This window comes from Fulvivirga lutea, assembly GCF_017068455.1.
GTDB classification, from domain to species: Bacteria; Bacteroidota; Bacteroidia; order Cytophagales; family Cyclobacteriaceae; genus Fulvivirga; species Fulvivirga lutea.
This window is the reverse complement of record NZ_CP070608.1, coordinates 2698457-2724467: the sequence shown is the minus strand read 5'-3', so window position 1 is coordinate 2724467 and position 26011 is coordinate 2698457. Positions and strand designations below refer to the sequence as shown.

17 protein-coding genes are annotated in these 26011 nt (G+C 36.6%); 8 read left to right on the top strand and 9 right to left on the bottom strand.

The genetic code is table 11. The annotated features are described in order from the left end of the window. Positions 1-61 precede the first annotated feature (61 nt). Positions 62-439: a BlaI/MecI/CopY family transcriptional regulator gene (locus JR347_RS12145; protein WP_205720875.1), complete on the top strand. Its 378-nt coding sequence runs from the start codon at positions 62-64 to the stop codon at positions 437-439. Further along, the gene (locus JR347_RS12140; RefSeq protein ID WP_205720874.1) at positions 429-1958 is read left to right on the top strand and encodes a M56 family metallopeptidase; all 1530 of its coding nucleotides are present in this window, start codon (positions 429-431) and stop codon (positions 1956-1958) included. The genes JR347_RS12145 and JR347_RS12140 overlap by 11 nt, the downstream gene beginning before the upstream one ends. A gap of 83 nt (positions 1959-2041) precedes the next feature. Here the strand turns inward: JR347_RS12140 and JR347_RS12135 are convergent, their stop codons facing one another. Together JR347_RS12135 and JR347_RS12130 are read right to left on the bottom strand one after the other, a co-directional pair. Then, positions 2042-4057: a choice-of-anchor J domain-containing protein gene (locus JR347_RS12135; RefSeq protein ID WP_205720873.1), complete on the bottom strand. Its 2016-nt coding sequence runs from the start codon at positions 4055-4057 to the stop codon at positions 2042-2044. A 4-nt stretch (positions 4058-4061) separates the two neighbouring features. Beyond that, a complete protein-coding gene (locus JR347_RS12130; protein WP_205720872.1) occupies positions 4062-6854 on the bottom strand; it encodes a TonB-dependent receptor in 2793 nt (930 codons plus the stop codon). Between the two features lie 163 nt (positions 6855-7017). Between JR347_RS12130 and JR347_RS12125 the strand changes: the two genes are divergently transcribed. Both JR347_RS12125 and JR347_RS12120 read left to right on the top strand, forming a co-directional pair. Further along, positions 7018-8022 carry an endonuclease/exonuclease/phosphatase family protein gene (locus tag JR347_RS12125; RefSeq protein ID WP_205720871.1) on the top strand — a complete coding sequence of 335 codons (1005 nt, stop codon included), beginning with the start codon at positions 7018-7020 and terminating at the stop codon, positions 8020-8022. Continuing rightward, positions 8019-9221, top strand: a complete 1203-nt coding sequence (locus JR347_RS12120; RefSeq protein ID WP_205720870.1) for an endonuclease/exonuclease/phosphatase family protein — start codon at positions 8019-8021, stop codon at positions 9219-9221. The genes JR347_RS12125 and JR347_RS12120 overlap by 4 nt, the downstream gene beginning before the upstream one ends. Here JR347_RS12120 and JR347_RS12115 read toward each other — a convergent pair. The 4 genes from JR347_RS12115 to JR347_RS12100 form a co-directional block, all read right to left on the bottom strand. After that, on the bottom strand, positions 9218-9778 hold the full coding sequence (locus JR347_RS12115) for a preprotein translocase subunit SecA (protein WP_205720869.1): 561 nt from the start codon (positions 9776-9778) through the stop codon (positions 9218-9220). The two genes, JR347_RS12120 and JR347_RS12115, sit on opposite strands and share 4 nt — an antisense overlap. 79 nt (positions 9779-9857) lie before the next feature. Beyond that, positions 9858-16766 carry a lamin tail domain-containing protein gene (locus JR347_RS12110; RefSeq protein WP_205720868.1) on the bottom strand — a complete coding sequence of 2303 codons (6909 nt, stop codon included), beginning with the start codon at positions 16764-16766 and terminating at the stop codon, positions 9858-9860. A 125-nt stretch (positions 16767-16891) separates the two neighbouring features. Then, positions 16892-18985, bottom strand: a complete 2094-nt coding sequence (locus JR347_RS12105; protein WP_205720867.1) for an endonuclease — start codon at positions 18983-18985, stop codon at positions 16892-16894. Between the two features lie 134 nt (positions 18986-19119). Continuing rightward, on the bottom strand, positions 19120-19839 hold the full coding sequence (locus tag JR347_RS12100) for an SDR family oxidoreductase (RefSeq protein ID WP_205720866.1): 720 nt from the start codon (positions 19837-19839) through the stop codon (positions 19120-19122). Between the two features lie 69 nt (positions 19840-19908). On the opposite strand from JR347_RS12100, the gene JR347_RS12095 reads away from it, so the two are divergent. After that, entirely contained in the window at positions 19909-20859 is a 951-nt protein-coding gene (locus JR347_RS12095; RefSeq protein WP_205720865.1) for a hypothetical protein, read from the top strand. 5 nt (positions 20860-20864) lie between these two features. Here JR347_RS12095 and JR347_RS12090 read toward each other — a convergent pair whose 3' ends face one another. From JR347_RS12090 to JR347_RS12080, 3 genes are all read right to left on the bottom strand, one after another. Then, positions 20865-21533 (bottom strand): hypothetical protein, encoded by a 669-nt coding sequence (locus tag JR347_RS12090; protein WP_205720864.1) that lies wholly within the window; start codon positions 21531-21533, stop codon positions 20865-20867. Between the two features lie 9 nt (positions 21534-21542). Beyond that, positions 21543-22820 (bottom strand): sodium:proton antiporter NhaD, encoded by a 1278-nt coding sequence (gene nhaD, locus JR347_RS12085; protein ID WP_205720863.1) that lies wholly within the window; start codon positions 22818-22820, stop codon positions 21543-21545. Positions 22821-22975: 155 nt separating this feature from the next. Further along, entirely contained in the window at positions 22976-23827 is an 852-nt protein-coding gene (locus JR347_RS12080) for an SDR family oxidoreductase (protein ID WP_205720862.1), read from the bottom strand. A 109-nt stretch (positions 23828-23936) separates the two neighbouring features. Here JR347_RS12080 and JR347_RS12075 point away from each other — a divergent pair, with 109 nt between their 5' ends. The 3 genes from JR347_RS12075 to JR347_RS12065 all read left to right on the top strand — a co-directional run bounded on the left by JR347_RS12075 (position 23937) and on the right by JR347_RS12065 (position 26007). Further along, on the top strand, positions 23937-24272 hold the full coding sequence (locus JR347_RS12075; protein ID WP_205720861.1) for a winged helix-turn-helix transcriptional regulator: 336 nt from the start codon (positions 23937-23939) through the stop codon (positions 24270-24272). A 56-nt stretch (positions 24273-24328) separates the two neighbouring features. Further along, entirely contained in the window at positions 24329-25198 is an 870-nt protein-coding gene (locus JR347_RS12070; protein WP_205720860.1) for a type 2 periplasmic-binding domain-containing protein, read from the top strand. Between the two features lie 107 nt (positions 25199-25305). Then, on the top strand, positions 25306-26007 hold the full coding sequence (locus JR347_RS12065; RefSeq protein ID WP_205720859.1) for a hypothetical protein: 702 nt from the start codon (positions 25306-25308) through the stop codon (positions 26005-26007). Positions 26008-26011 lie beyond the last annotated feature (4 nt).

The window sequence follows — 26011 nt, the reverse complement described above, 5'->3', positions numbered from 1 at the left end:
TTATATTTTGCTTTGAATAATCTTTTAACTAATATTATAGTTGATAAACTATTTTATTAGTATGAGAGAACTTACAAGAGCTGAAGAACAGATAATGCAGGTGCTTTGGAAACTCAAAAAAGCATTTGTAAAAGACATCATTGAGAAGCTTCCGGAACCTAAACCAGCGTACAATACCGTTTCTACTATTGTGAGAATTTTAGAACAGAAAGGTTTTATTGGTCATCAGGCTTATGGTAAAACCCATGAATATTATCCTCTAATTCAAAAAGACAAGTACAGTAAATTCTATTTGAATAACTTTTTAGGCGGATATTTCGGTGGTTCATTTCAAAACCTTGTTTCCTTCTTCGCAAAAGAAAATGATTTAGATGTAACAGAAGTAGAAAAACTTCTCAACGAAGTGAAATCTGATATAAAAACCCAAAATGATGAATAATCTAATTAACTATTTTATTGAGGCCAATATCTGCCTTTTGATTTTTGGAATACTGTACTTTTTATTCTTTAAAAACGAAACTGACTTTAAGTTTAGAAGAAACTATCTACTAGTTGCAACAATGAGTACTCTTATAGTTCCGCTCTTTAAATTTGGCGCATTAAATGAGCAGTACACTTTTGTTCAGACAATTCAGACAACCGTTTTACCAGAAATCGTTATAGGCTCTGAAGTATCATCAGATTCATCATACGCAGGAACTTGGATTACTTATTTAAAGTATGGGTATTTGATTGTCAGCGTTATTTTACTTCAAATCTTTGCTTTTCAATTAGCGCAGGTATGCTGGTTCTATTTTTCAACTAGTACAGATAAGACAAAAAAAGATGGTTTCACATTGGTTTACACTAATGGTACATTACCCACTTTCACCTTCTTCAAAATTCTCTTTTTTGATAATAGTGTATCGCTGAATAGCAATGAAAAAAATAGAATTACAGCACATGAATTAGTACATATTAAACAGAACCATTCGTTGGATATTATACTAATTGAGCTCGCTAAAATAGTCTTGTGGATCAACCCAATTTCTTGGCTTTTTAGGAATGAAATACAGGATGTACATGAATATCTGGCGGACGATGCCGTTACATCCGAAGAAGACACGGATAAATACAAACAATTATTGGCAAAAATGGCTTTAGCGCAAGCTCACCTTTCTATTGGCCATCACTTTAGTAAATCAAAAACCCTAAAAAGAATTGAAATGATTAATACAATTAAACAAAAAGTAAATAAATGGAAAGCAGTGGCAATAATGCCTTTAATCGTAATAATGGCAGTCGTTATTAGCTGCAATGATGAAATTTATAAGGATGTAGATAATGTAATGCAAACAGCCTCTCAGACGGAAGTTCCTCTATCACTTCAGCCTACATTTAACGAATTAAAACAAAAATACACTGGAGCTGAATTAGCTTATATCGAAACACCAGGCACTACTCATCATTCTTTATCTAATTTAAAAGACCTTGATCCAAATAGCATTGTGCATATCGAGGTCTTTAAAAAAGAGGAAAAGATCGGTGTAATCTTTAACAAAAATGGCACATTTGAAACTTTAGAAGCCCAATTACAAGAAGGTGATATTTACACCATAGTTGACCAACCAGCTATGCCAGAAGGTGGTTTTGATGCGTATTATAAGGAAATAGCCCAAGCACTTAGATATCCTGAAGAAGCCAAAAAAGCAGGCATACAAGGAAAGGTGTACGTGCAATTTGTTGTGAACGAGACAGGAAGCGTTGAAGAAGTTCAAGTGGTAAAAGGTATTGGCGAAGCATGTGATATGGCAGCAGCTAACGCGGTAAAAGTTGCAGGAAAATGGAGTGCTCCCATGAAGGATGGTAAAGCAGTAAAACAACGTATCATTCTTCCTATTACGTTTAAACTAGATGATGTTGATGAAACTAAATCACCCAATAAAAAAGATAAATTTGTAGAGATTGAAGAGGTTTAATAAACGATTGTATGAATGGTTTTGGAGTTAAATAAAAAAAGCAGGTAATTTGCCTGCTTTTTTGTTTATAAATTAAATTCAATTTATTCTGTAACCACAACATTATCCAAAGTCCACCTTGCAGCTCCATCAGCGGTCGAAGAATAATATACAAATGCTACATGAACAGTTTGTCCATTAAAAGCATTTAAGCTTATACCATCAACTGTTGTCCATGTATCAGATGATTCCGCTGGCAAAGTCACCGATAGGTCGGTCCATGTCGCTGTACTGGGGTCACCACTACCCCCGTAGTTTGTTGATATTTTAACTTCCATAGCGGGTCCGTTAAATGCTGTACGCGCATCGAAAATCAATGTTGAAGTTCCTGCAGGCACAAATGATGGAGATATTAACCAATCTTCATTATCTTGAGCGCCACCACTAAACCCACTCATTTGAGCTCCTGTTGAGTCATCTCGACCGAAATTAGTACAATCCCAAGATTGTGCTCCAGAAACACTAAACTCAGAAAATGAATTTAATTCATTACACACATTAAAATCCTCTGTTAATAACCCCGTTAGAATTGTAGTTTGTGGAGTTACAGCAATATTATCCAAATTGAAGTCTACTGAATTTGCACTTGTAGCCCCTTTAAACTGCCATGCTAAATACACTACTTTTCCTGCTGCCTCGGTTAAATCCACTTCAATATTGGTAAATGTTGATGACGCTGATGGCAAAGTTACGGCAATTGCATTTTCTGCAGTAAAAAATGAGCTAGGGTCACCTGTGCCTGAATAATTTTCAGACCAAAGAACATTCAATTGGCCATCGCCCTCTGAATTAACTTTTATATCGAAATTGGTAAAAGCCTTTGTCAAATCACTGAAATCAAATGGAATTCTAGAAATTAACCAAGCATCTATAGCACCAGCTGCCCCGCCACTAGCAAATGCCTTTAGCGCTTGAGAGCCACCGTCTCCATTTCCATCACAATACCATCCTCTATCACTTTTAGATCCAGGAACTCTCAACTGAATAAAGTTACCTGGTATGGCAAAATCATTACATGCATCCAAATTGTCTTCGAACGGAACAGAGAATTCTGTAAATAAAATGGGCTCTTCTCCATCATCTTTCATGAAAACCAAATCATCAATCAACCATGAAGCGGGATCACTAGCAGGTGCATCATAGTATCTAAAACCAAAATATACACTACTACCTTTATCAATGCATGGTGCCGAAAATACTTGCACTAACGTGTTTGAACCATCTCCTGGGAGTTGCTCCCTCACATCTTTCAAACTAATCCATACTGTTCCATCCTCATTGGGATCTTCAGAACCGTTATAATTAGGGCTATAAACTAAGTCTACAGTTCCTTCACCATCAAATTCTGACAAAAGTGAAAAGCTAATAAGTACATTTCCTATTTCATCCAGATTAAATGGTTCTTCAATTATTAAATATGCATCATCAGAACCTGCAGATCCTCCAAATGCACTTGCGTTGACTCCACCATCATCGCAGCCCCAGCCTCTATCCGTTTTAGCACCTTCTGCAAATAGTTCAACAAAACCATCAGGAGTAGCAAATCTGTTACAATCGCCAAATGTATAATTTCTCAAAACAGTTCCTTGATCAAATTGATTGCATCCTCCTTCGTCAATATCAGATAACTTTAGGGTATATTTTTTCTGACCAGCAGAATTAATACCTCCATTAAAAGAGTCAATGATAAAGTTAATTGTAGTTGCTGCTGTCAGTTGCTCATTATTAAATACTCTAATCTTAAAACTACTTTCGGTCTCGTCTTCATTAAATACAACAGCAATTTTTCCATTAACTGGTTCTGGTTCGGTTATAAAACCCTGACCATAAGCAACATTCAAAGATTGACTGCTAATAAATGCGGAAGATGCATTTTGCAACCTCGTACTAAGTTCAAGGGTAACTGTTATGTCTAATGTGTCGCCAACTTCCGGTTCATCTACTACAGTTCCAACTCTTGGATAATAAGATACTGTTGATTGATCTAGTATATCTTCTTCATCGCACCCTATAAAAAATACGACAGTCGAAATTATAGCTAATAGTATATACTTCTTCATATTATTAAAAATCAAAACTTAAACTTATAGTGTATGTCCTAGGGTAGCCGTATGCATTTTGATATTGCTGACTGAAATAGCTCGACCATCTAACATACTTTTCATTTAATACATTTTGCACACTTGCAGATAATCTACCTCTTATTTTATCTGATACGTCAAAATATCTACCAGCATATATTTGCAATGTACTGTAAGCAGGAAATGCATCATTAATTTGATCCGCAGTAACAAAAGGAATTTCATCGTTATTCGGATTAGTTTCAGCATCTTCCGGGGAATACCTTACTGATATACGATCGAAATAATTCCAACGAGCACCAATGTATGTATCTCTAATTCCTTTGTAGTGCGCTCCTATACCAACTGCAGTTTGTGCTGATGCACCTACTGATAAACCTTTTAGATTAATTTGTGATGTTGCAGTCTGCTCATTTCCACTTTCTGTTACAAATGTTGTAGTTGTAGTTGTATTATTATCCCATTTCCAATCTCCATAAGAAACGAAGCCGTTTAGTTCGAGGCTAGATGTCACATTGTATTTAAAATCTAGCTCTACTCCTTCATGCCTTGAAATCAAACCATTGAAAATGGTAGGTGTTAAATCACCAGGTATTAGATCAATAGGGTTTCCACCAGCGTCATTATCACCACTATTAAAAGCAGAAGTTGTCGTTCTATTATTCCAATACGTCAAATAATAATTAACACTTGCTCTAATTTTACTTGTATTGTAAGTATAACCACCCTCTACAGAATTAACATCTTCTAACTTCAACGCTGGGTTGTAATTATTACTATATCTCGAATCTATAAATGCATTATCAAAAAATGGAGGTCTTGTAAACCTTCCTGCATTTGCAAAGAATTGATGTCTATTAGTTGGCCTATATGATGCTCCAATCTTTGCTGTATAAGTTAAAAAAGATTTTGTAGACGATTCGCCCAATGAGTTATCATTGAAGGCAGGTCTTGCATTCCACATATAACCTATTCTTTTATAACTAGTTTGAGTACCTGAGATAGTCGCGAAAACGGTAGTTTTATTTATTGTATATTCTGCTTGTGCAAATAATGCTCCCCATGTTACAACTCCTTCATAATCATATCTGTATTTATCCCCTTCACGAACAACTGCTCCATATATGTTTTCTGCATTATCAGGTGCGTTGATCACAGTGCTTGTAATAAGTTTGTTATAATCATCATCAAAACGCTCACTTCTATTCAAAACAAAGTCACCTCCAATTAAATTATTGGCTCTTCCAAAGTGCTGACCGCGATAATATCTTAAGTCAACCCCACCCAGAAGATTTAAATTGCCCAAACTTTTCTTAAAGTTTGAAATAAGCCCATACCATTTATGATTATTATGTCGTGATTCTATAAAATACCGTGATTCGTAACCCTCTAACAATGGTGTATTAAAATCTCCATTAGGAAACTGAATTTCTCTAAATCTATCATCTGCTCTATTTTGTTGAGCCAGATAATCCCAATTTATCAAGTTAACACCTGTAAGCTCAGGGTTGCCTGGTGTTCGATCATTTAGAAACAAGCTTTCTTGCTGATCAACAGGTTGAGTAGAATATACATCGGCAAATGATGCATAAAAAGATGTGGTTAAAGATGTGTTTCTATCCTTATCCCAGAAATGTGTCAATGCCATTAATGGCTTATGTATTTTATTTTGGCGATGGTTAAACAACTCACCTTGATAGATTCCAATTGAATTACTTGCATTAGGTTCATCTATGTTAAACTTTTCTCTTGTAGCTTCATCAACTACCCATGCAGTACCTCTGTTCACTGGGGCACCAAAGCCCCAAAACATTAATGAATGTTGATCATTTATCTTTTTAGACACTGATAGGTAATATGACCAAGCATCTGTAAATGCGCCAGGAATAACACTGCCTTGCTCTTGCGATGATAAGCCAGCTAATCCACCATCTGTTGTTGTTCTTGAGCCTTGAAAACTAACGGCCCAACCACCATCTAACAAACCAGTGTTATAAGTAAATCGTAAACGTTGATTCCATGAACCAGTACCTGTCTGATATTCAATCCTACCACCTTCACTTCTTTCAGCAGGTTTGGTTATCATATTTACTGTACCACCAATTGAACTAATGGCCAATTTAGAAGCACCCAATCCTCTTTGCACCTGAAGTTGTCTAGTAACTTCACTTAAACCTGCGAAGTTCGACCAAAACATTCGGCCGTTTTCCATATCGTTAACAGGGATTCCATTCACAAGAAATGCAATATTCGATTGGTCAAAGCCCCTAATATAAACCTCTTGATCACCATAACCTCCGGCACCTTGAATTGTATAAACGCCTGGGGTATTCTGAACAATATCAGCTACGTCTGTTCCTACAAATCGTTCGTCAATCTCTAGGGCATTAATGGCCGAAACGGCAACAGGTGTTTTTCTGTCTTCCACTACTGAGGCAAAAATCTCAACTTCTTTTAAGCCTACTACCGTAGAGGTCATTGAAACTTGTGGCACTTCGGTTGTTTGGTCTGCTAGCACCTCAATTTCCTGTTCAACTTCTTCATAACCTATGTAAGTTATTAATACCGTTTGCTTGCCAGCAGGTACAGCCTTTACAAGATATTGACCATTTAAATCTGAGATACTTCCTTTATTGGTGCCTTTAATTAAAATGGTTGCACCAATAAGAGGCTCATTGGTGTCAGTATCAATGACACTACCTGAAATATTCCCCGTTTGTGCTAGGGATATTCCGCTTAAGCCTATAAATAATAAAAAGAGTACGCGTTTTAACATTTATTGTGGTTTAGGTAAAAATTTCAACCTGCAAAACTATCTTTTCTTTATTGTCTTTCAAAAATTACTTATTACCAAATCGTTAACTTAGTCCTGTGATTTTAATTGGCAGCTTTTTTGTCTTAGAATTGCAGTGCGAAAATTTAAAATGGCTGTTATTAATATGAGATTTACTCTTGGTTGCTTGTTATTTATTATCCTTTCTTTCAGCATTTCCGCTCAAGATACTCCGATCGGGACTATTGCATTCTATAATCTTGAAAACCTATTCGATACGGAAGATGATCCTGCCATTGAGGATGAAGAATACTTACCTTCAGGAGAAAGAGAATGGACTGAAGAAAGGTATCAGGCCAAATTAGAGAATATGTCAAGGGTAATAGCTGACATGGCCTATGGACCGGATATAGTTGGTTTATGCGAGGTGGAGAACAGGAAAGTAGTAGAAGATTTAATTCAAACTGATAATTTAAAACTTAAAAGGTATCAAATTGTACATTTTAACTCGCCAGATGCAAGAGGAATAGATGTGGCGTTAATATATAAACAAGGTCGATTTACCCCATTTGACGTAAGAACTTTGCGTTTTAAAGACCCGTCAGATATTGATTTTAAAACAAGGGATATTCTATGGGTAAAGGGATTGTATAATGGCGACACGCTACATGTAGCTGTTAATCATTGGCCTTCACGTAGAGGTGGTAAGGAAGACAAGCGTTTAATAGCAGCTGAAATTCTGAGAAAAGCAGTAGACTCTGTTCAAAGTATAAATCCAAATGCCAAAATTGTTTTAATGGGCGACTTTAATGATGACCCTTCCAACAAGAGTGTGAAGAAAGTACTGATGGCCGACAACAAGGAAAAGAAACTAGAAAACGGAATGTTATATAATGCCTCTGGAGATACCTTTAAAGATGGTTTAGGTACTTTGTTTTATCGAGGTGCCTGGAATTTGTTTGATCAAATTATCATCTCTCAATCATTGTTAAAAGATCAGGCTACCAATTACTATTACATTCCGAATTCGTTTAAGGTATTTGCTGGAGAATATATGCGTGAGGCTAAAGGACAAAACCAAGGAGCTCCATTCAGAACTTTCTCCTATGGCGTTTACCAGAATGGGTATAGCGACCACTACCCTTCTATAATTTTTATTGGTAAGAAATGATAAGACTAATTTTATTAATTGCTTCCGGGCTTATTGTAGGATGTTCATCTGAAGATGTAAATGAGACAATTGTGCTCGGGGGAACAGTATATACCCCAAGGTTCGAAAAAACGTTATTAACCATTGAAGAATCACAATCCGTTGAGGTTTTTGTAGTTTTTAATTGCAAAGTTGAGGATAACGGATTTATTGAATTGGAGCTATCGGGTGATGCTGTATTAAATGAGGATTACTCTATTAACTTGACAATAGATGAAAATAGCAGATTTTCAATGCCTGTTGTGGAGGGTGATTCTGTACTAAACTTTTCCGTAACAGCAATCATTGACAATGATTCAGATGAAGAGCAAGTGAAGTTCAACTTTACAGACGCATCTGATTTTATCCAACTGGATAGGAATAACGAGTTAAGAATTAATATTTCTGATCCGCCTACAGATACTGATACAGAAGAAACGCTCACAGTAGTTACTTGGAATGTTAAGAAGTTCCCATTAGTAGGATCTACCACAGTTAATTCAGTTGCAGATATTATTAACAATATGGATGCAGATGTTATTGCATTTCAGGAAATTGATGATATCGCATCTTTTGAACAATTGGATGTTCTGCTTACTGAATGGGAAGGTGCTTTGTACAATGTAAGAGGTGCTATAGAGTTGTCATATTTATACAAAACATCGGAAATAACTTCTGCGAGTAACTTGTCAGTTATATATAATGATGATAGTGACACATTTCCTAGACAGCCTGTTTTAACAACTGTTACGCACGTTTCTGGCCTTGAAGTAACACTCATAAATATACATTTAAAATGCTGTGGCACTACAGGTTCGGAGGACGCCAATCGTAGAGAAGCGGCATCAATTAATCTTGAAGAATATATTAACAACAACCTCCCTACACAGAATGTAATAGTTCTGGGGGATTGGAATGATGACATTAGTGATGGACCCTTTGATAACTTCCTATCTAACAGTGAGAATTATTTATTTGCAGATTTTGAAATTGGTGAGGGTAGTAATTCCAACTGGAGTTATCCTAGCTGGCCTAGCCACCTTGATCATATCTTAATAACAAATGAGCTGTTTGACAATTTAGTGAACTCAGAAACATTATTGCTTGATCAGACTGTTTCCAACTATTTTGAAAATATTTCTGACCATAGACCTGTAAGTGCTACATTTAGCAATAATTAAGAGTTTGTTTCAGGCAAATTAAGCTTCATCCATTCACTTAAAGAGTCTGCCAATTGTTCAACTTCTATTTTACTATCTGCCTTTTCTTGAGCTCTTGAAATAGCTTTATCAACCATAGAATGGTTAATTTCTTCAAATTCATCCATTCCAAGACTATCCATTAAAGCAGGCAACCTCCCTCCTCCTAATTGCTCAAAGAAAGGATTGTCTAATGAAGTGTAACAGATAATGGAAGGACTCTTTTCATAGTAGGATACCACATCATAAAACCTTGATTTTAATGGATGAAGCTCACCTATAATTACTTCATCAAAACTGTTCTCGTTGGATATGTATTCAAGTGTAGTGAAGTTGGTAAAACGCACAGCTACATTGGCTGCTCTCAATAGCTTGTTAAGCTCTTCCTCTGTGTCCTTAAAAAAACAGCCTAATAATACTTTGTCACTAGCCTTTTCCCTTAAGTTTTCCGCCAAAGCCTTGTATTTAGCCACTTCAGTTTTATAAACTTTAAAGTTGACCTTTGGTAATTCCGGTTTGCTTTTAAATAATCCAAACATGTTTTAGGAGTTAAGAAAATGAAGATACAAAAAAACCCTGACCGAATTGGTCAGGGTTTCGATTTCAGTTACTACTGACTTATTTCACAACCACTCTATGGTTTATTACAGTCTGCTCGTTTGCAATTTGCAAGATATAGATACCATTATTCAAATCAGAAACATTCATTTCTGTCATTGAACCTATTGTTCCTTTTCTTACTACTTTTCCTGTTAAGTTGATCAAGTTGATATCACCAGAACCAAACGACTCAGGTATAGCAATTCTGATCATTTGCTCTGCGGGGTTTGGATATACAGAAATTCCGTACTTACCTAATTCGTCAAGACCAGTTGTAGGATCAGTTCCATTACCACTCACAGCTAGGTCTTGAGACTCAAACCCGGTTGAAGAGTGTACTAAAAAACCATTTGCTGAACCAACAGTAGTTGGTACAAACTTCACATAAACAGTAGCTGTAACACCATTTATTGCAGCAGCAGGAATATTTAATGGGGTTGTTGCATCTCCAATAAATGCTCCCTGGAAATTCTCATCAAGTGAAATAATAAATCCTTCAGGTACTGATACATTCATGTCATCTGTTAAATCAGAAGCAATTAATGTATACGTAGATACTTCTGATTCTTCCCCAACGAATACATCGCCAAAGTCTAATGAAGTTTCGCTGATAGTTAAGCCTGGAACAACTTCTTCTGGATTAATATCTGATTCTTGATAAACAAGAATTTGATATCCTTCTGTGTACGGTGAACTATCATCAAACTGACCACCAATACCTACTAAAGTTATTCCTGTAGTCTGAGTTCCAAATACCTCCTCAAATGTCTTAAGGTGTAAATCGCCATCATCTTCTATTCTCATGATTCCAGTTGAACTTCCACCATTGAAGGTAATATTCATATTAAACCCTGAACCAGTATAATTGGCAGCACCTGCCCATTGTTCACTATCATCTATAGTCACATCATCTAATTGAATTAGCTCTTGCTCAGTTGTTTCATCTAGACTAGTGACTGATGTTGGGGAAACTCTACTATTACCGGTTGATAACACTTCAACTGCAGTAATATTATCTAATTGCGTTGTACCATTAAAGAAACCTACAGTACCAGTTATTTCAACTTCATCGCCTTCAGTTAAAGTTTCTGTTGTAATAGTACCAGAAGTTTCTCTAAGTACAAGTCCTCCTGTTCCATCATTTATAGCAATTTGAAAACCAGTCGTTCTACTATTAAACCCTAGTAAAGTTCCTTGAATAGTAACAACATTACCAAGTGCTGTTGGATTGCCATTTGCATCAACAGGTCTTAAAGCAGAAATAGGTGTAATATCAGCATTCCCTATTTCAGTTCCTGAAACAGCTACATTCTGTGTCAACGCACCAGAAGATGTTAACGACACGTTTCCACTCTTTAATCCATTAAATCCAGAAGAAGCATTGAATCTTACAAAGACAGTAACCGCTGATACAGTACCTCCGACTTCATTTAATTCCAAAGACTGGCTAAATGTATTATCATCTAATGATACTTCAAATGAAGAAGGAGCTGTAACAAGAATATTTTCATTCAAGTCCGTTCCAGATACACTAAAACTCTGGGAAGTAGATACTTCACCATTTGTTACTTCACCGAAATCATTCACTGTACCAGAAACAGCGATCACTGGAGAAACAACTCCATCAATTGCGTGGAAACCTAAGTTACTTATATCATCTTCAGCCAAAACTGTCCATTCTGAATTCTCAGGTGTCGTACCAAAAGAACCGAGTGGAGCGGGATTCCCTGCTGTTATGCTAGACTTTCTAATCAAGGTAAAGTTAGCTGTTGCACCACCATTTGTTACTCCACTTCCGCCAGCAACATCCCAAGCTGATCCAGGATCAACTCCTACTTCTCCAAATTCATCAATTACAGCATCCTCCTTATAAAGTCTCAATGCGTCATCACCATTATAAAAAGTGATCTCTGATGTTATATCAGCTATATCCAAAATAGATTGCATTGCATCCGGATTGGCAATAACTAAAATACCACCTGCCGCTAATGTAGGGCTTATATCAGCTAACTCTAAGGTATCTGATGCTGTAGTTGAACCATTATTCCATCTCACAATCTTGTAAAGACTTAAATCGGCAGTAGCACCAGAATTATTGTAAATTTCTAAAGCCTTATTGCTGCTTGATCCTTCAATATACTCAGAAATGAATAAATCGCTTGCTAAAGCCGCATTACCAGTTTCAGTCCCAGATACAGCAATCACCTCACTAGATGTGCCTGAAGTGGATATGGTAATACTTCCTGATTTAACACTATTAAAGCCTGATGTAGGAGTAAACCTCGTAAAAATGGTAGTAGTTGATACAATACCTCCAGCCTGCGTTAAAGTAACTGTATTTGAAAATGAAGCGTCATCTGTTGATACCTCAAAATTAGTAGTTGCAGTAATTGTAATGTCTGCTGTTAGATCTGCCCCTTCAACTGTAAATGATTGTGACGTAGACGAACTACCATTATCAACAGAGCCAAAATCAATTAAAGATTCAGTAACAGTTAAAGAAGGTGAGGTAACTCCATCAATTACATGGAATCCTAAATTACTGAAATCATCTTGTGCAAACACAGTCCATTCTGAATCAGTTGGATTTGTTCCAAAGGAACCCAACGGCACTGGATTACCGGCCATTATGCTCGATTTACGTACTAATGTGAATTCTGCTGTAGCTCCGCCATCTGTTACACCAGAACCACCGGCCACATCCCAGGCAGAACCTGGATCTACACCTACTTCTCCAAATTCATCAATTAGTTGGTCTTCTTTGTATAACCTTAGTGCATCGTCACCATTGTAAAAGGTGATTTCTGAAGTGATATCTGCTACATTCAAAATATCAGTGCTTGCACTTGGATTGGCAATAACTATAAGATCCCCTGCCGCAAGGGTGGCTCCTATATCTGCTAATTCTAATGTATCAGAAGCCGTGGTTGAGCCATTATTATATCTAACTATTCTGTACAGGGATAAATCTGCAACTGCACCTGAATTATTGTAAACTTCCAGCGCTTTATTATTACTAGATCCTTCAATATATTCAGAGATAAACAGGTCGCTCACTGGAGCTGCATTTCCTGATTCTGTTCCTGAAACCGCCACAGTTTCAATTGCTGTACCTGTAGTAGATATGGTTAGATCACCTGACTTGACACTGTTAAAACCCGAGACCGGAGTAAATCTTACAAATACCGTAGTGGTAGAAACAGTACCTCCTGATTCAGTTAGAATTACAGAACCTGAGAAAGCAACATCATCAGTAGAAACTTCAAAATTTGTTGGAGCAGTAACCGTAATATCATCTGTTAAATTAGCACCTGCCACAGTAAATGACTGTGAAGCTGAAGAGTTTCCATTATCCACAGAACCGAAGTCAGTTAGAGACTCTACGATTGTTAAACTTGGTGGAGTTATTGAAAGTTCAGCATTTGTTACTGTTACATCATCAATAGTCCATCTGGCCGCACCATCAGAGGGGTTTGAATAATACACAAAAGCAATGTATCTCTCGCTACCTGCAAACGATGATAAGTCAACTCCTGCTGTTTCTGTCCATACATCAGAATCAATTGCTGGTAAAGTTGGAGCTAAATCAGTCCATGTTGCTAATGTTGGATCACCTGTACCTGTGTAATCACTGGATATTTTAACCTCTATTGACAAACCTGGAAAAGCAGCTCTTGACCAAAAAGATAGAGCTGATATTGAGGTTAATTCCAGAGAAGGAGAAATCAACCAATCTTCATTATCCTGAGCACCAACGCCACTTTGAAAACCACTCATTTGAGCTCCATCACCTGTATTTCCGAAAGTTGTACAACTCCAAACTTGTGCCCCAATTACACTTTGTGCATTCCAGCCATTAAGATCAACACAACTGCTAAAATCTTCCGTATATGGAGCACCATTACCTGTCTCAGTACCTGTTAAAGCAATAATCTCATCTGTTGCCCCAGCAGTAGAAATAACCAAATCTCCTCCTTGTGCCGAATTAGAACCAGATGAAGGAACGAATCTCACAAAAACTGTAGTTGTTGTTACAATACCTCCAGATTGAGTTAAAGTAACAGAGTTAGAGTAAGTAGCATCATCAGTTGAAACCTCAAAATAGGTAGGTGCAGTCACTTCAATATCAGTAGTTAAACCTGATCCCTCCACTGTAAATGACTGTGAAGCACTTGTATTTCCATTATCAATACTACCAAAATCCGTAATTGACTCAACAACAGTCAAAACAGCATTTGTAGAAGTTGCATTGTTACCATTTGCCGGAGCAGTAAAGTTAAAACAGTTCCCTGATGAGTTATATTCAAAAACAGCAACATGGTAGGTTGTGCCTTGTGTTAATCCAGTAACAGTTACATTTTCATCAGTAGAGGCGCCATCAAATACAACTATGTTTCCTGATCCTAAATCAACTATTGCATCCGAAAATATTGAGGTTGCAGTTGAATAATCACTACCAGAAACTGGTGCTAAATCTACAGCGCTTCCCTCCTTCATTACTACTAAAGCCTTATCTCCATTACCGCGAGTCCAATTAATATTCATTGAAGACTCATCTGTAGCCCCGAAATTAACTGCTGAAGTCTGAACTGATGGTGCAGAACATACAGTATGTGAACCAATGTCTGAAGCATTATCTTGATCTAATATTATCCATTCAGTATCTAATGCAGAAGTTCCAAAAGAAGATAAGTTTACATTATTTCCCGTGCTCACTCCTGGTTTTCTAACCAATGTTTTGTTTGCTGTAGCTCCAGAAACACCACCCACAGTCCATGAAGAACCAGGATCATTCCCTATTTCACCAAACACGTCAATTAATACTCCATTTTGCAACAAACCCAAGGCATCATCACCATTGTAGAAGGTTATGTCACTTGTAATATCACTTTCTGAGATTATTTCAGCAAGTGATGAACTTGCATTAGATATAACTAATACTTCTCCATCAGCCAATGTTGGCTGAATATCAGATAAGGTCAAATTATTTCCAATAGTAGGTGATCCATTCGCATAAAGACCAACTACAAATTCTGAAAGATCTATTGTTCCTCCAGATCCATTATAAATTTCTACAGCTTTATTATTACCACCACCCTCAATATATTCAGAAATAAATACACCGGAAACTGGTTCAAAAACTTCAATAGCAGCAGATGTTGTTGTGACTGTCGCATCATCAGTTGCGTCAATTGTAATACTTTCTGCTACATCGTATTGTAAGTCAGACCAAGTATATACGCCATCTGTCATCGCCAACGCTCCCAGTCCAACGCTACCTGACGTTAAATTACCCGTACCAGCATTTCTACTAATTGTCACATTTCTTGCAACTAAATCCGTATTTCCGTTAGCATCTACAGCTGTTACAGTTAACTCAAAATCAGAACTTACTTGCACACTACTATTAACGTCAAAGCTAAAATCAGTAGCTTCAACCTCAACAGTTTGTAAATTTGAAGTAATCGATGAAGATAAATTAGTTACAAAGGTTGAACCACTTGCATTAGCACCAAAGCTGTGATTTGTTGGTATTTCAAATTCCAACACATCTTGATCTGTAACAGAAGTAGCTAACCAAATTTGAAGTGTAATTTCCTGAGAGGAGTTATTGGCAACTGAATATTCATTACCCACTAAATCAAAAGTAATGTCTGTTGCATTGATGGTTACACCTGTTACTGTAATATCAGTACCGTCACTTAATTTAGCTCCTTCAATAATACCAGACCAGTCTGCAGCTGTTGTATTGGCTCCACGTTCAATAACGACAGAATTAACTAAGGTAGGCTGTCCGTCACCGGAATTGGAGTCAGTAATTGTAAAAGTAAACACGCTTACTGCATCACCCGATGCATTAGCTACAGAAGATATGGTACCTGCAGCCACTTGAGTAACGGGTGCAGTAATATCAGAATCCGTATCTAAAGAAGTAGTTGTTGACTGGTTTCCAATAAGGGCTGGTATTAAATAACAAACGTCTGTTGTATTATATTCATAAACTGCGAAATGATAATCTGTTCCCTGAGTTAATCCTGTGAGGGAAACAGCATCTGCATCACCTACATAAACCACAAAATTTCCTGTACCAATCTCCTCACCAGTACTAAATACTGAATTGGCTATATAAGTTGTTCCACTTACTGGATCTGCATCTACTGCACTACCTTCTTTAGCCAATACAATTACACCCGCATCTCCGTCACCTCCTGTCCAACTTAAGTCCATACTATTATTTGTAACCGAAGCGAACATTAACGTTGAAGCTTGAGATGTTGGTGCAGTACACGGAGGTGTACCATTTAATTCCCCTGGTGTTGGAGTCTGATTTACAAATGTTGTACTACCATCAAATTCTCTTGACATGGAGAGCCCGTCAGAATCACTTGTAGATTCTGCTGAACCAATTAATATAGAAGTAGAATTAGTCGTTTCAAAATCAGTATCAGTATTTCCATTATAAACGAACTTTATATGTTCATCATTTACTGGATCATATAAAATAATAACATCGGAAGTATTACTTAGAGACATTGATCCAGAAGCTACAACTACAACATCTCCAGGGATATTGGCGATATCTCCTCCAGCAGAAATACCAGAAATAACAACTGCATAACCTCCTGCTGGTATAGTCGCACTAGCAAAAACGTGCTCTGCAAATGTATTACCAGTCCAAATTTCCCATCCTGTTATATCAATAGGACTACCAGATAAATTGTGTAATTCTATAAATTCATCATTAGTGTCAAAAGTTCCACTGCCATCAGTGTCAAAATTATTCGCGCCATTAGGGTCAGCCAATACCTCATTAATTATTATACCTCCGCCCAACTGGCTTGTGGTCTGACTGAAAACATTCCCTCCTACAAAAAACAGCAGAAGAATGCATATAATAAGTTTAATTGAATCGTAAAATTTTATCATAGTGGTTTAGTTAGTTGCGAAACAAAAGTTTTTACATAGTCTAAAAACGGGTTGCAATTTACACGATTCTCATGTAATAAAGAAACCACGAAACGTTACTAAAATGTTAAGAGAGTGTGAGGATATTACTCCACTAGTATAAGTTGTGAACTTATAGAATTATCGGTGATAACTTGAAGTATGTAAGTACCTGAAAATAAACTACTTACATCAATTAAAGAGTCATTTTTATTATATCCATTTAACACAATTTTACCCGTTAAATTGATAATAGAATACTGAAATTGAGCACTTTTTGTTTGTACAAATACAACTTCACTGGCCGGATTTGGGTATGTAAGAAATGTATTTTTTTGTTTGTCATTCAGCGAGTTCACAACATCACCTTCAATAAATAGTGTGATACTATTATTCGTACCTACAGAATAACTACTGTTTGATGATGAATTAATAACAAACCCAACTGATTTTGAGGAAGGTTCAGAAAACAATTCTGCATTAGTTACCTGAAAACGGAAAGATGCAGTTGTAGTACCTGATTCCCAGGTCAGCTCTAACTCACTATTGGTACTGGCCGGTGTCGTGGTAAAATCAGATAAGTCCATATTAACCAAACTATTTTGGCTAATAGTAACAATCATTTCCTGTGCAGGTGCCACATCCGCAAAGAGTTTCACTTCATAAGAATCACCATCACGAACCGTCAACTGACTGAAGTTAAAATTGATCTCAGGTGTAGCTGGAGTATCGATCTCTTCAGTTCCTGAAACAGTGACTATCTGCTCACTAAGTCCTGAACTGGTATGAGAAATTGTTCCTTCAATTAAACCGTTAACATTTGATGCTGGTGTGAATCGCACAAAGATTTGCTGATCGGTAATTGAACCTGATTCAGGTGTTATACTCAACGAGTTGCCATAGCTCTGATCTACATCATCTAAACTAACCTCAAAGCTGCTAGAGCTTGTAATAATAAGGTCTGCCGTTAGATTAGTTGCATTGATAATATAAGATTGGCCTGTCGATGCACTTTCAAATGCTATGGTCCCGAAGTCTAAACTACTTTCTGATAAATTTAACGATGGTGGTGGAACATCCGACTGTTCTACTCCGGATAAGCTTACATTTACATTAGAAGCTCCAGAAGAGGAATGTGTTATTTGACCATTAACCGTCCCATTTATATCCGAAGTTGGATTAAACCGAACAAAGATTGTTTTGTTAGTCACAGAACCACTAGTAGGTGTTATTGATATTGCATTGGTATAGTCTGCATCATTATCTATTTCAGCTATTTGAAAATTACTAGACACATTAATTTCAAGATTAGCCGTTAAGTCTGATCCAGAAACGGTATAAGATTGAGTTGTAGAAACATTACCAAAAGCTACGGTTCCAAAATCAGTAATGGATTCGTTGAGAGTTATTATGGGAGTGGGTGTAGTAGAACAAGAAAAGCCCCAAGCTTTACATACAATATCTGGATAATCTACATAAGGGTTTCTGTTTCCTTGTGCAGCCTCTATTCTATTATTTCTTTGGGTTTCCCAAGCATCAACAGGGTCGTTCTGGTGCCATTCATATAATATATTTAAATCCCCACCATCAACAATATCTTCAATTGGTCCTGCTTGCGAAGGGTAAACAGTATAAAAATAAAAGACCGCCCTTGCCAAATCGCCTTTATGGTCTTCACGAGGTTCAAATAGAAAACCTGTATCCTCGCTGTAGTTATCAATATTGGAAGAAGGAATTGATGATAATGTTTGAATTCCAGAACTATTACCAATATACCAAGTATCAGTAGAAGCATCATTTATTTCTCCAAATGGGTCACTACCACGTGCTGAATTCACATTCATGTGGGTTGGAAAAAGGTGGTGTATGTCCGAACGCATAGGTAAACTTGAGCCAAAAAAACTTTGAGGTATAGTATGCTCTGCATTAATAGGATCTAAGAAGGAAACTGCATCAGAAGATTGATTGAAACCCGAATATACGCAGTAAACCTGGCCGTCAGTCTCAACATCTATTGTACCATACATTGCAATCCTGGCCTGGCTGTAGCTTAATTCAGTGTGAAATCCGTCATACCAATTCGTTTTGAGCCAAGACCTCAGCGCACTACCTTCTAAATCAGATGGAGGAGTTGGTTGTGCAGATAATAAAAAGGAAAAAAATAGAAATACTAATGAAAGAAAGGCCTTCGATCGAAACATAAAGTTTACAAGTTTTTGAAACTGCAAACTTAGCTATTTCTTTACTCATTGATATCAGTGAGTATTATTAAATTATGAATGAACGTTGTCATAACGTTTAAACTAATTTTTAACCCTCCAGATTATTGCTCACGTTAAGCTGAAGGCGGCATACTAGGCCTAACTTCAATTTTACTTGGTAAGGTTCGTGGATTTAGTTTGACTAAGCTCACCACCATTTCACCAATGTCTTCAATTTGTATTTTCCAGTCATCATTAGAACCAGGTGTATGTCCATTAAAATATGTGGCTACTGAACCGGGCATAATCGTGCTTACTCTTATACCGTATTTTCTTAAATCTAACATGACAGCCTGCGTAAAACCTGTTAACCCAAATTTACTGGCATTATATGCGGCACCACCTGCAAAAAAATTAGTACCAGCCAAGCTGCTTATAGTAATAAAAAAGCCTTTAGATTTTTTTAAAGCTTCTACTGTCGATTTTATTGTAGTGAAGACGCCCGTTAAATTTGTATCAATTGTCTCATTCCATTGTTCTAAACTCAAATCTTCAATAGAACCAAAATGCCCTAACCCAGCATTTGCCACAACTACATCAATTCTTCCCCAGCTATCTGTTATTTTTTTAACTGCTTCCATTTGTGAATTTAAATCTCTCACATCAGCTTCGATGGCCAAGACAGCTTCGTTACCTGTTTTGTCTTTTAAATCCTGTGCTGCCTTTTCGGCAGAAGTCATTGATCGGGATGTTATGGCAACCTTCCCTCCTTCTTTCAGAATGGCTTCTGCTATTCCAAATCCAATACCTTTACTTCCGCCAGTTATATAGGCTATTTTATCTTTCATAGACATTTGTTTGTTTAGCTTAATTTTACTGATAGTAAATTATCTTTACAACACTTAAGCAACTAGATTATTGAAGTGAATATAGAATCGCACTATTCTTCTGAAACGAAAATACGCCAATTAACATTGATCATCACCTGGTTAATTTTCGTGGTTGGTGTAGTGGTTTTAATCTTTGATGCACTCCAAAATTTAAGTTCATTCCCGAACTATATCTCAGCCAGCCCTATTCTTTTAATTCTGGTTAGTTTAGTTTCCTTACTTTGCTATCACTATAAATATTATAAAGCATCTAAATTTCTGGTGTCTTTTTTTCCGATTTCAATTATCCTATTGTTTCAATTTTTGTTCGGGAAAATTATTAATGAATACTTTTTTTGGTTTCCATATGCCGTTGTAGCCGGATCACTGGCGCCCTCAGTTTTATTTTCTTTCAAAGAAAATAAATGGATGTATATGGCTGGAATTTTCTATTACTTTACCATTCTATTGTTTATCGATGATTTGATGATAAAGTTCGCATCGGATAATGCAGATGTCGTTCCCATTGTTATCGAGAATAAGTTTTTTTATAAGCTCTTACCTATTGTTATTTACTTATTTATTAATGGTGCTTTATTATTTCTTAAAAAACAAAACAGCCAATTTGAGCTTCGTTTAATAGAAACGAACAGACAACTTTTGGAATCTAAATATGAGCTTGAGTTAACACTAGAAAGTGTTGAAAATCAGCGTCAATTAATTGAGATTAGAAATAATGAGATAAAAAGACTTAACGAGGCATTATTAAGTAAAATAGAAGATGTTAGCAGCGAATTACAAGAAAAGAAAAGTGTTATATCTGATTATATTTTTCAAAACTCACATGAAATAAGAGGACCTGTAGCTACGATGCTTGGGCTTATTCACTTATTGGAAATCAAATCATTAGATACAGCAGAGAAAGCTCGAATCATAAACAATATCAAACAAACATGTGAAAGTCTTGATTTGCAGATTAGAACGATTAATCGCAGGTTAGAATAACCAGGCTATTTTAAATTGCTAATCTCAATATCGATGATACCGTCATGGAATGTGCTTATTTGAGCGCCATGCAGGTTTACCCATCTCTCCCAGGTAAACTCCATTCCGCCAATAGGAACAAGACTCGTCCAAAATTTCCATGCTTTTGGTTTATGCTCTTCATCTAAAATCCACAAATAGCTGTCTCCAGGAGTTACTCCGCCTGAAGTATATTGTACTAGCAAAGCGTCAGATCCTTCATAATTAACAATACTTCTGATTGTGCCCGGGTCTTTTACTTTAAAAGGTGCGATCAGCCAGAATGAATCATTATAAAAATATTTCAGGCCTGTAGTAAATAGATCATCATCATTTACTTTGTTTCCAGCTTCATAAACTTCGCCTGTTTCTGTGTCGGTATTAATTACCACCACATAATCATCCCATTTTACTTTAACAGATTTATTTTCTTTGTCCCAAACGTAATCGTGTCCTCGCGGGTATGACCAGCTTACTACCTTTATAGAATCCCAAGCAGGTTTATTTAGAGCCTTCAACATTTTGTCAGCCAACTCTTCAGCTTTTGGACCTTGAGTGCCTTTAGGTAAATCTTCACTTAGAAAGAATATGCTGAGCCCAATAGTGAAGCTTATTATTAAAAGGAGGCCGATGATTATTTTAATTGCTCTTTTCATAATTCAAAGTTACAACCAACTATTAACAAGCAAATAATAGGCTGCTCCGGCTAAATATCCGGCAAGGGCGAGTAGAGATATTTTTTTGAGGTACCAGCCAAAACTTACTTTTGCCATGCCCATTACAGCTACACCAGCTGCTGAGCCAATTATTAATATGCTACCACCTGTACCTGCACAGAAAGCAGTAAACTCCCACAATTGGCTGTCTGCTGGAAATTCAGCCAAGGAATACATTCCCATCGTAGCTGCTACCAATGGCACGTTATCAACTATAGAAGAAAGGATACCCATGCAAAATACTATCAGATCAAGATTTCCTATGGTGCTGCTCATCCAAATAGCCAGTCCGTATAATATATTAGCATGTTCCAAAGCCCCTACAGCCAATAAAATTCCTAAAAAGAACAACACGCTAGGCGCATCAATTTTGCTTAACGCATATACTGCTGAGTATGGCTTTTTCTCCTGCTCATCTTTTCTGAAATGGATAAGTTCAGACAGTATCCATACTACAGATAGACCTAGCAACATACCCATGTAGGGTGGCAAGTGAGTTATAGATTTAAAAATTGGAACAAATATTAGCGCCCCAAGACCGCCAACAAGCATTTGCTTACTACCTCGAATCTTTTCCTTTTTCTTAGGATGTTCATCTTCATTTTCGACTCTGTGTAGATCCCCTTTCAAAGTAAAAGAAAGTATTATGAGCGGTACTAAAAGGCTAATAATACTGGGTATAAATAAAGAAGCCATAATATTCTCAGCTGTTATCTGCCCTCCTATCCAAAGCATTGTCGTAGTTATGTCACCTATTGGTGACCATGCACCGCCAGAATTTGCAGCAATAATTAACACTCCGGCATAAAGCTTAATGTCTTCCTTATCATCCATCAGTTTTCTCAGAAGTGAGATCATTACTATGGAGGCTGTAAGGTTATCTAATAATGCTGATAGGAAAAATGAAATACCCCCAATAAGCCAAAGCAATTTTCGCTTATTGGTTGTTTTTATTCTATTGGTGATAACATCAAAACCTCGATGTATATCGATTAATTCGATGATGGTCATCGCTCCCATCAAAAAGAACAGAATTTCTGAAATATGACCAAGCTGCAATGTAAGCTCACCAGCGAAATCATCTACATGACCACTATTAACTACATAAACTACCCAGGAAACTACTCCTGTATATAATGCAACTGCAGTCTTGTTAATTTTAATGACTTCCTCGAGTGAAATGAGGATGTAGCCAAATATGAAAACCGAAACCAGATAAGTAACCATAGATAAAAGCTGAATATACAAAAGAAATTTTAAGATAGTAAGCCGTAATATCTTTGAGACACCTATATTTTTTAGAATTAATTGGATAAAAAAACAGCACTCTTTAATAAGTGCTGTATATTGAAATTCATATGAATTTTAAAAACGAAGAATTTTCAACTATTGAATATATTCTTATTTTCTTTTACAAATGACCTAAAGCTGTTTGGCTTTTTATTCAGAACATCTTCAACAACTGAAGTAACAGATGCCATATAGCCAGCTTTTATACCTTGATATAAAGTAGCCATAAAATCATAAACATTTGCAGGCACATTATATGAATTTAATGTTGCTTTATATTCTTCCTCAGTTGGATTAACATATTCAACCTTTCTTCCCAATACCTCTGAAAATATGTCAGCCATTTCATAGTGAGTCAAAGCTTCTGTTCCCGTAAGTGTAAGCTCTTGCGATGTAAATTTTTCAGGATGCATTAAAATAATAGCTGAAACAGCAGCCACATCTCTTACATCAATGTATGACGTAGCTCCATTGCCTGCAGAATAAAAGATTTTACCATTTTTAATGAAATCGAGATCATAATTAATGAAATTCTGAAATATGAAGTTTGGCCTTAAAATGGTAAAATTAATTCCCGAATTCTTCAATATCTGTTCAGAGTTATAGCCGGATGTGCCTTTTGCCTGATCTACACCAAAGGCCGTTGTAAGCACAATATGCTGAACGCCATTTTTTGATGCTGCAGTTACAAAACGTTCTACATTTTTATCGAAGCCAACTGAAAACGGTGGCGCGATTAAATATACCGTTGTAATGTCCTTAAGAACTGCATCGTAAGATTCATTGTCCCCCCAATTAAAAGAACGAATGACTGCTTTGCCTCCAAATTTCGACTCTAGCTTTTCTTTTGTTGAAGAGGCTACCACTATTTTTTCACCATTGCTTATCAACTGATTTGCCACATGACTTCCAAAGGTTCCTGTTGCTCCTGTTATTAATATCATATTTTTAAATTTATATTGTTATTAGTTACACAAAGTAACTTATATTAGTTTACTTTTGTAACATGTTACCAATAGGTAACTTTTAAATAGTAGGAACCTTTATGTAACTATGAAACAAGATTGTAACGACTTATCTAAATGCCCTGTAACTGCCACAATGAGTCTAATTGGAGGCAAATGGAAGCCAATAATTATTTATGCCATAGGTGATAAAAAAAGGAGGTTTGGTGAAATCTCAGCTCGTATTCCTGGTCTTTCTCGTAAAGTATTAACAGAACAGTTGAAGCAACTTGAAAAAGACAATTTGATTAATCGTAAACAATTTAATGAGATTCCGCCCAGAGTTGAATATGAGCTTACTGGATTAGGTAAAAGTTTAGGTCAAATTTTACATTCAATGGCAGAATGGGGTAAGGAGCATGTATTAGCCACGACAAATGCCTGACAGTTCGAAAATTTGAAAGATATACATGTTTCTTTTTTATCTAGTTTTACAAACTCATGAACAAAACAAGATTACGTGTAGGCGGAGTGCCAGAACATTTTAATTTGCCGGTACACCTGGCTATTGAAAATGGAGATTTTTCCCGGAACGGTATAGAAGTTATTTGGGAAGATTATCCTGGTGGAACAGGAGCAATGACCCAAGCCTTAAGAAACAATGAAGTGGATATCTGTATATTACTTACTGAAGGCATTGTTGCAGATATTATTAAAGGGAACCCTTCAAAAATCATAAGCGGCTATGTTAAGACTCCGTTAACATGGGGCATTCATACTTTTATTGATAATGAAAGTGAAGTTGGTGAAGCACTGTTTACTGAAAAAATTGCCATTAGCCGTAAAGGTTCAGGCTCACATCTAATGCCAATTGTTGATGCTCTGATGCAGGGCAAATCTCTGAGCGAAGAGCAGTTTATTATAATTAAAGATATACATGGAGCTCTTAAGTCGCTCGATAAAAGAGAAACCGGTGTTTTTTATTGGGAGAAATACACAACTAAACCATTTGTAAAAAATGGCAATCTCAAACGCATAGGTGAATTTAACTCACCCTGGCCATGCTTTATGATCGCTGCTACTAATGAAATTATCGAAAGAGAACCTAACGTGCTCGACACTTTCCTGAAAGTACTACACAATTCTTGCGAACAGTTTATGAATAACAGCTCCGCTCCTGAAATGGTGAGTAAACGTTATGAGTTAGATTATAAAGATTCAGAATACTGGTACCACAGCACAGAATGGGCAGCTGATAGTTGGGTAACAGATAAAACCCTTGTAAATGTTGTTTTCGCATTAAAAGAGGCTCAACTTATTCCTAAAGATTCTTCCACAGCCAATCTGATTTGGAAAAGAAATAGTCGTTAATCTGACATTTTAGTAAAATTATAGTTAGTAATACTAATTTTATTTTGATTTAATTTTTAGTTAGTATTTCTAACTTTATATTTGTCTTAAACAAATCAAATAAACTTATGAGAACAATTATTTTATTATTAGCACTTACTTTTTCTGTTGGATGTCATGCCCAGAACAAAGACTTTATGATTCAATCAGCCACTGTTGATTATCATCAGGAACTTGATCAGTTTGTATTTAGTATTGTAGTAGAAGGCACAGCAGGAAAAACTACTCCTACACCTGCAGGACAAATGGATGGCGCTCCTGTTGAAGGCTATGTGTTTCCAACCACGCTCAAATCTTCCCAAGTAGGTTTTAGCGATACTGATGGCATAGTAGCACTAGCATTAACTTCGCATCCCGATTTTGACGACACGCCTCTATGGGACGAAAATAAAGATACAAAATGCGATAATGACGGTATTGTATGGCATCCGCATTGGGTAGTGCTTACCAAAGATGATCGCGTTGAAGGTGGTTTAGCAGTAAAGCAATTTAACAAAGAGGACAAAAGCGTGGTGTTACCGCCTACTAACCCGGGAATGCCCATGTACATGGACTCTCCAGGATATCCTGTGATTACCAAAGGCAATAGCATTAAGGTGATTGTTCCCGGTTATAGAATTCATGCTAAGCAAGACTTTAAATTTGATGGGGTTGCCGCTTTCATGAAAGTAAACACAAGTAACACAAATCTTCCAATGCTTGGCGTATATAAGGTACACAGTGTTGCTTCAGGTAATTTATCACTCCCTTACACTGTATCATCAAACTAAGAAT

What these genes read in the sequence shown, in the direction of transcription:
- JR347_RS12120 (WP_205720870.1), top strand. Translation starts at nt 8,019, where the DNA reads ATGATAAGACTAATTTTATTAATTGCTTCCGGGCTTATTGTAGGATGT.
- JR347_RS12115 (WP_205720869.1), bottom strand. Translation starts at nt 9,778, where the DNA reads ATGTTTGGATTATTTAAAAGCAAACCGGAATTACCAAAGGTCAACTTT.
- JR347_RS12065 (WP_205720859.1), top strand. Translation starts at nt 25,306, where the DNA reads ATGAGAACAATTATTTTATTATTAGCACTTACTTTTTCTGTTGGATGT.
- JR347_RS12070 (WP_205720860.1), top strand. Translation starts at nt 24,329, where the DNA reads ATGAACAAAACAAGATTACGTGTAGGCGGAGTGCCAGAACATTTTAAT.
- JR347_RS12110 (WP_205720868.1), bottom strand. Translation starts at nt 16,766, where the DNA reads ATGATAAAATTTTACGATTCAATTAAACTTATTATATGCATTCTTCTG.
- JR347_RS12135 (WP_205720873.1), bottom strand. Translation starts at nt 4,057, where the DNA reads ATGAAGAAGTATATACTATTAGCTATAATTTCGACTGTCGTATTTTTT.
- JR347_RS12075 (WP_205720861.1), top strand. Translation starts at nt 23,937, where the DNA reads ATGAAACAAGATTGTAACGACTTATCTAAATGCCCTGTAACTGCCACA.
- JR347_RS12130 (WP_205720872.1), bottom strand. Translation starts at nt 6,854, where the DNA reads ATGTTAAAACGCGTACTCTTTTTATTATTTATAGGCTTAAGCGGAATA.
- JR347_RS12145 (WP_205720875.1), top strand. Translation starts at nt 62, where the DNA reads ATGAGAGAACTTACAAGAGCTGAAGAACAGATAATGCAGGTGCTTTGG.
- nhaD (WP_205720863.1), bottom strand. Translation starts at nt 22,820, where the DNA reads ATGGTTACTTATCTGGTTTCGGTTTTCATATTTGGCTACATCCTCATT.
- JR347_RS12125 (WP_205720871.1), top strand. Translation starts at nt 7,018, where the DNA reads ATGAGATTTACTCTTGGTTGCTTGTTATTTATTATCCTTTCTTTCAGC.
- JR347_RS12080 (WP_205720862.1), bottom strand. Translation starts at nt 23,827, where the DNA reads ATGATATTAATAACAGGAGCAACAGGAACCTTTGGAAGTCATGTGGCA.
- JR347_RS12105 (WP_205720867.1), bottom strand. Translation starts at nt 18,985, where the DNA reads ATGTTTCGATCGAAGGCCTTTCTTTCATTAGTATTTCTATTTTTTTCC.
- JR347_RS12140 (WP_205720874.1), top strand. Translation starts at nt 429, where the DNA reads ATGATGAATAATCTAATTAACTATTTTATTGAGGCCAATATCTGCCTT.
- JR347_RS12100 (WP_205720866.1), bottom strand. Translation starts at nt 19,839, where the DNA reads ATGTCTATGAAAGATAAAATAGCCTATATAACTGGCGGAAGTAAAGGT.
- JR347_RS12090 (WP_205720864.1), bottom strand. Translation starts at nt 21,533, where the DNA reads ATGAAAAGAGCAATTAAAATAATCATCGGCCTCCTTTTAATAATAAGC.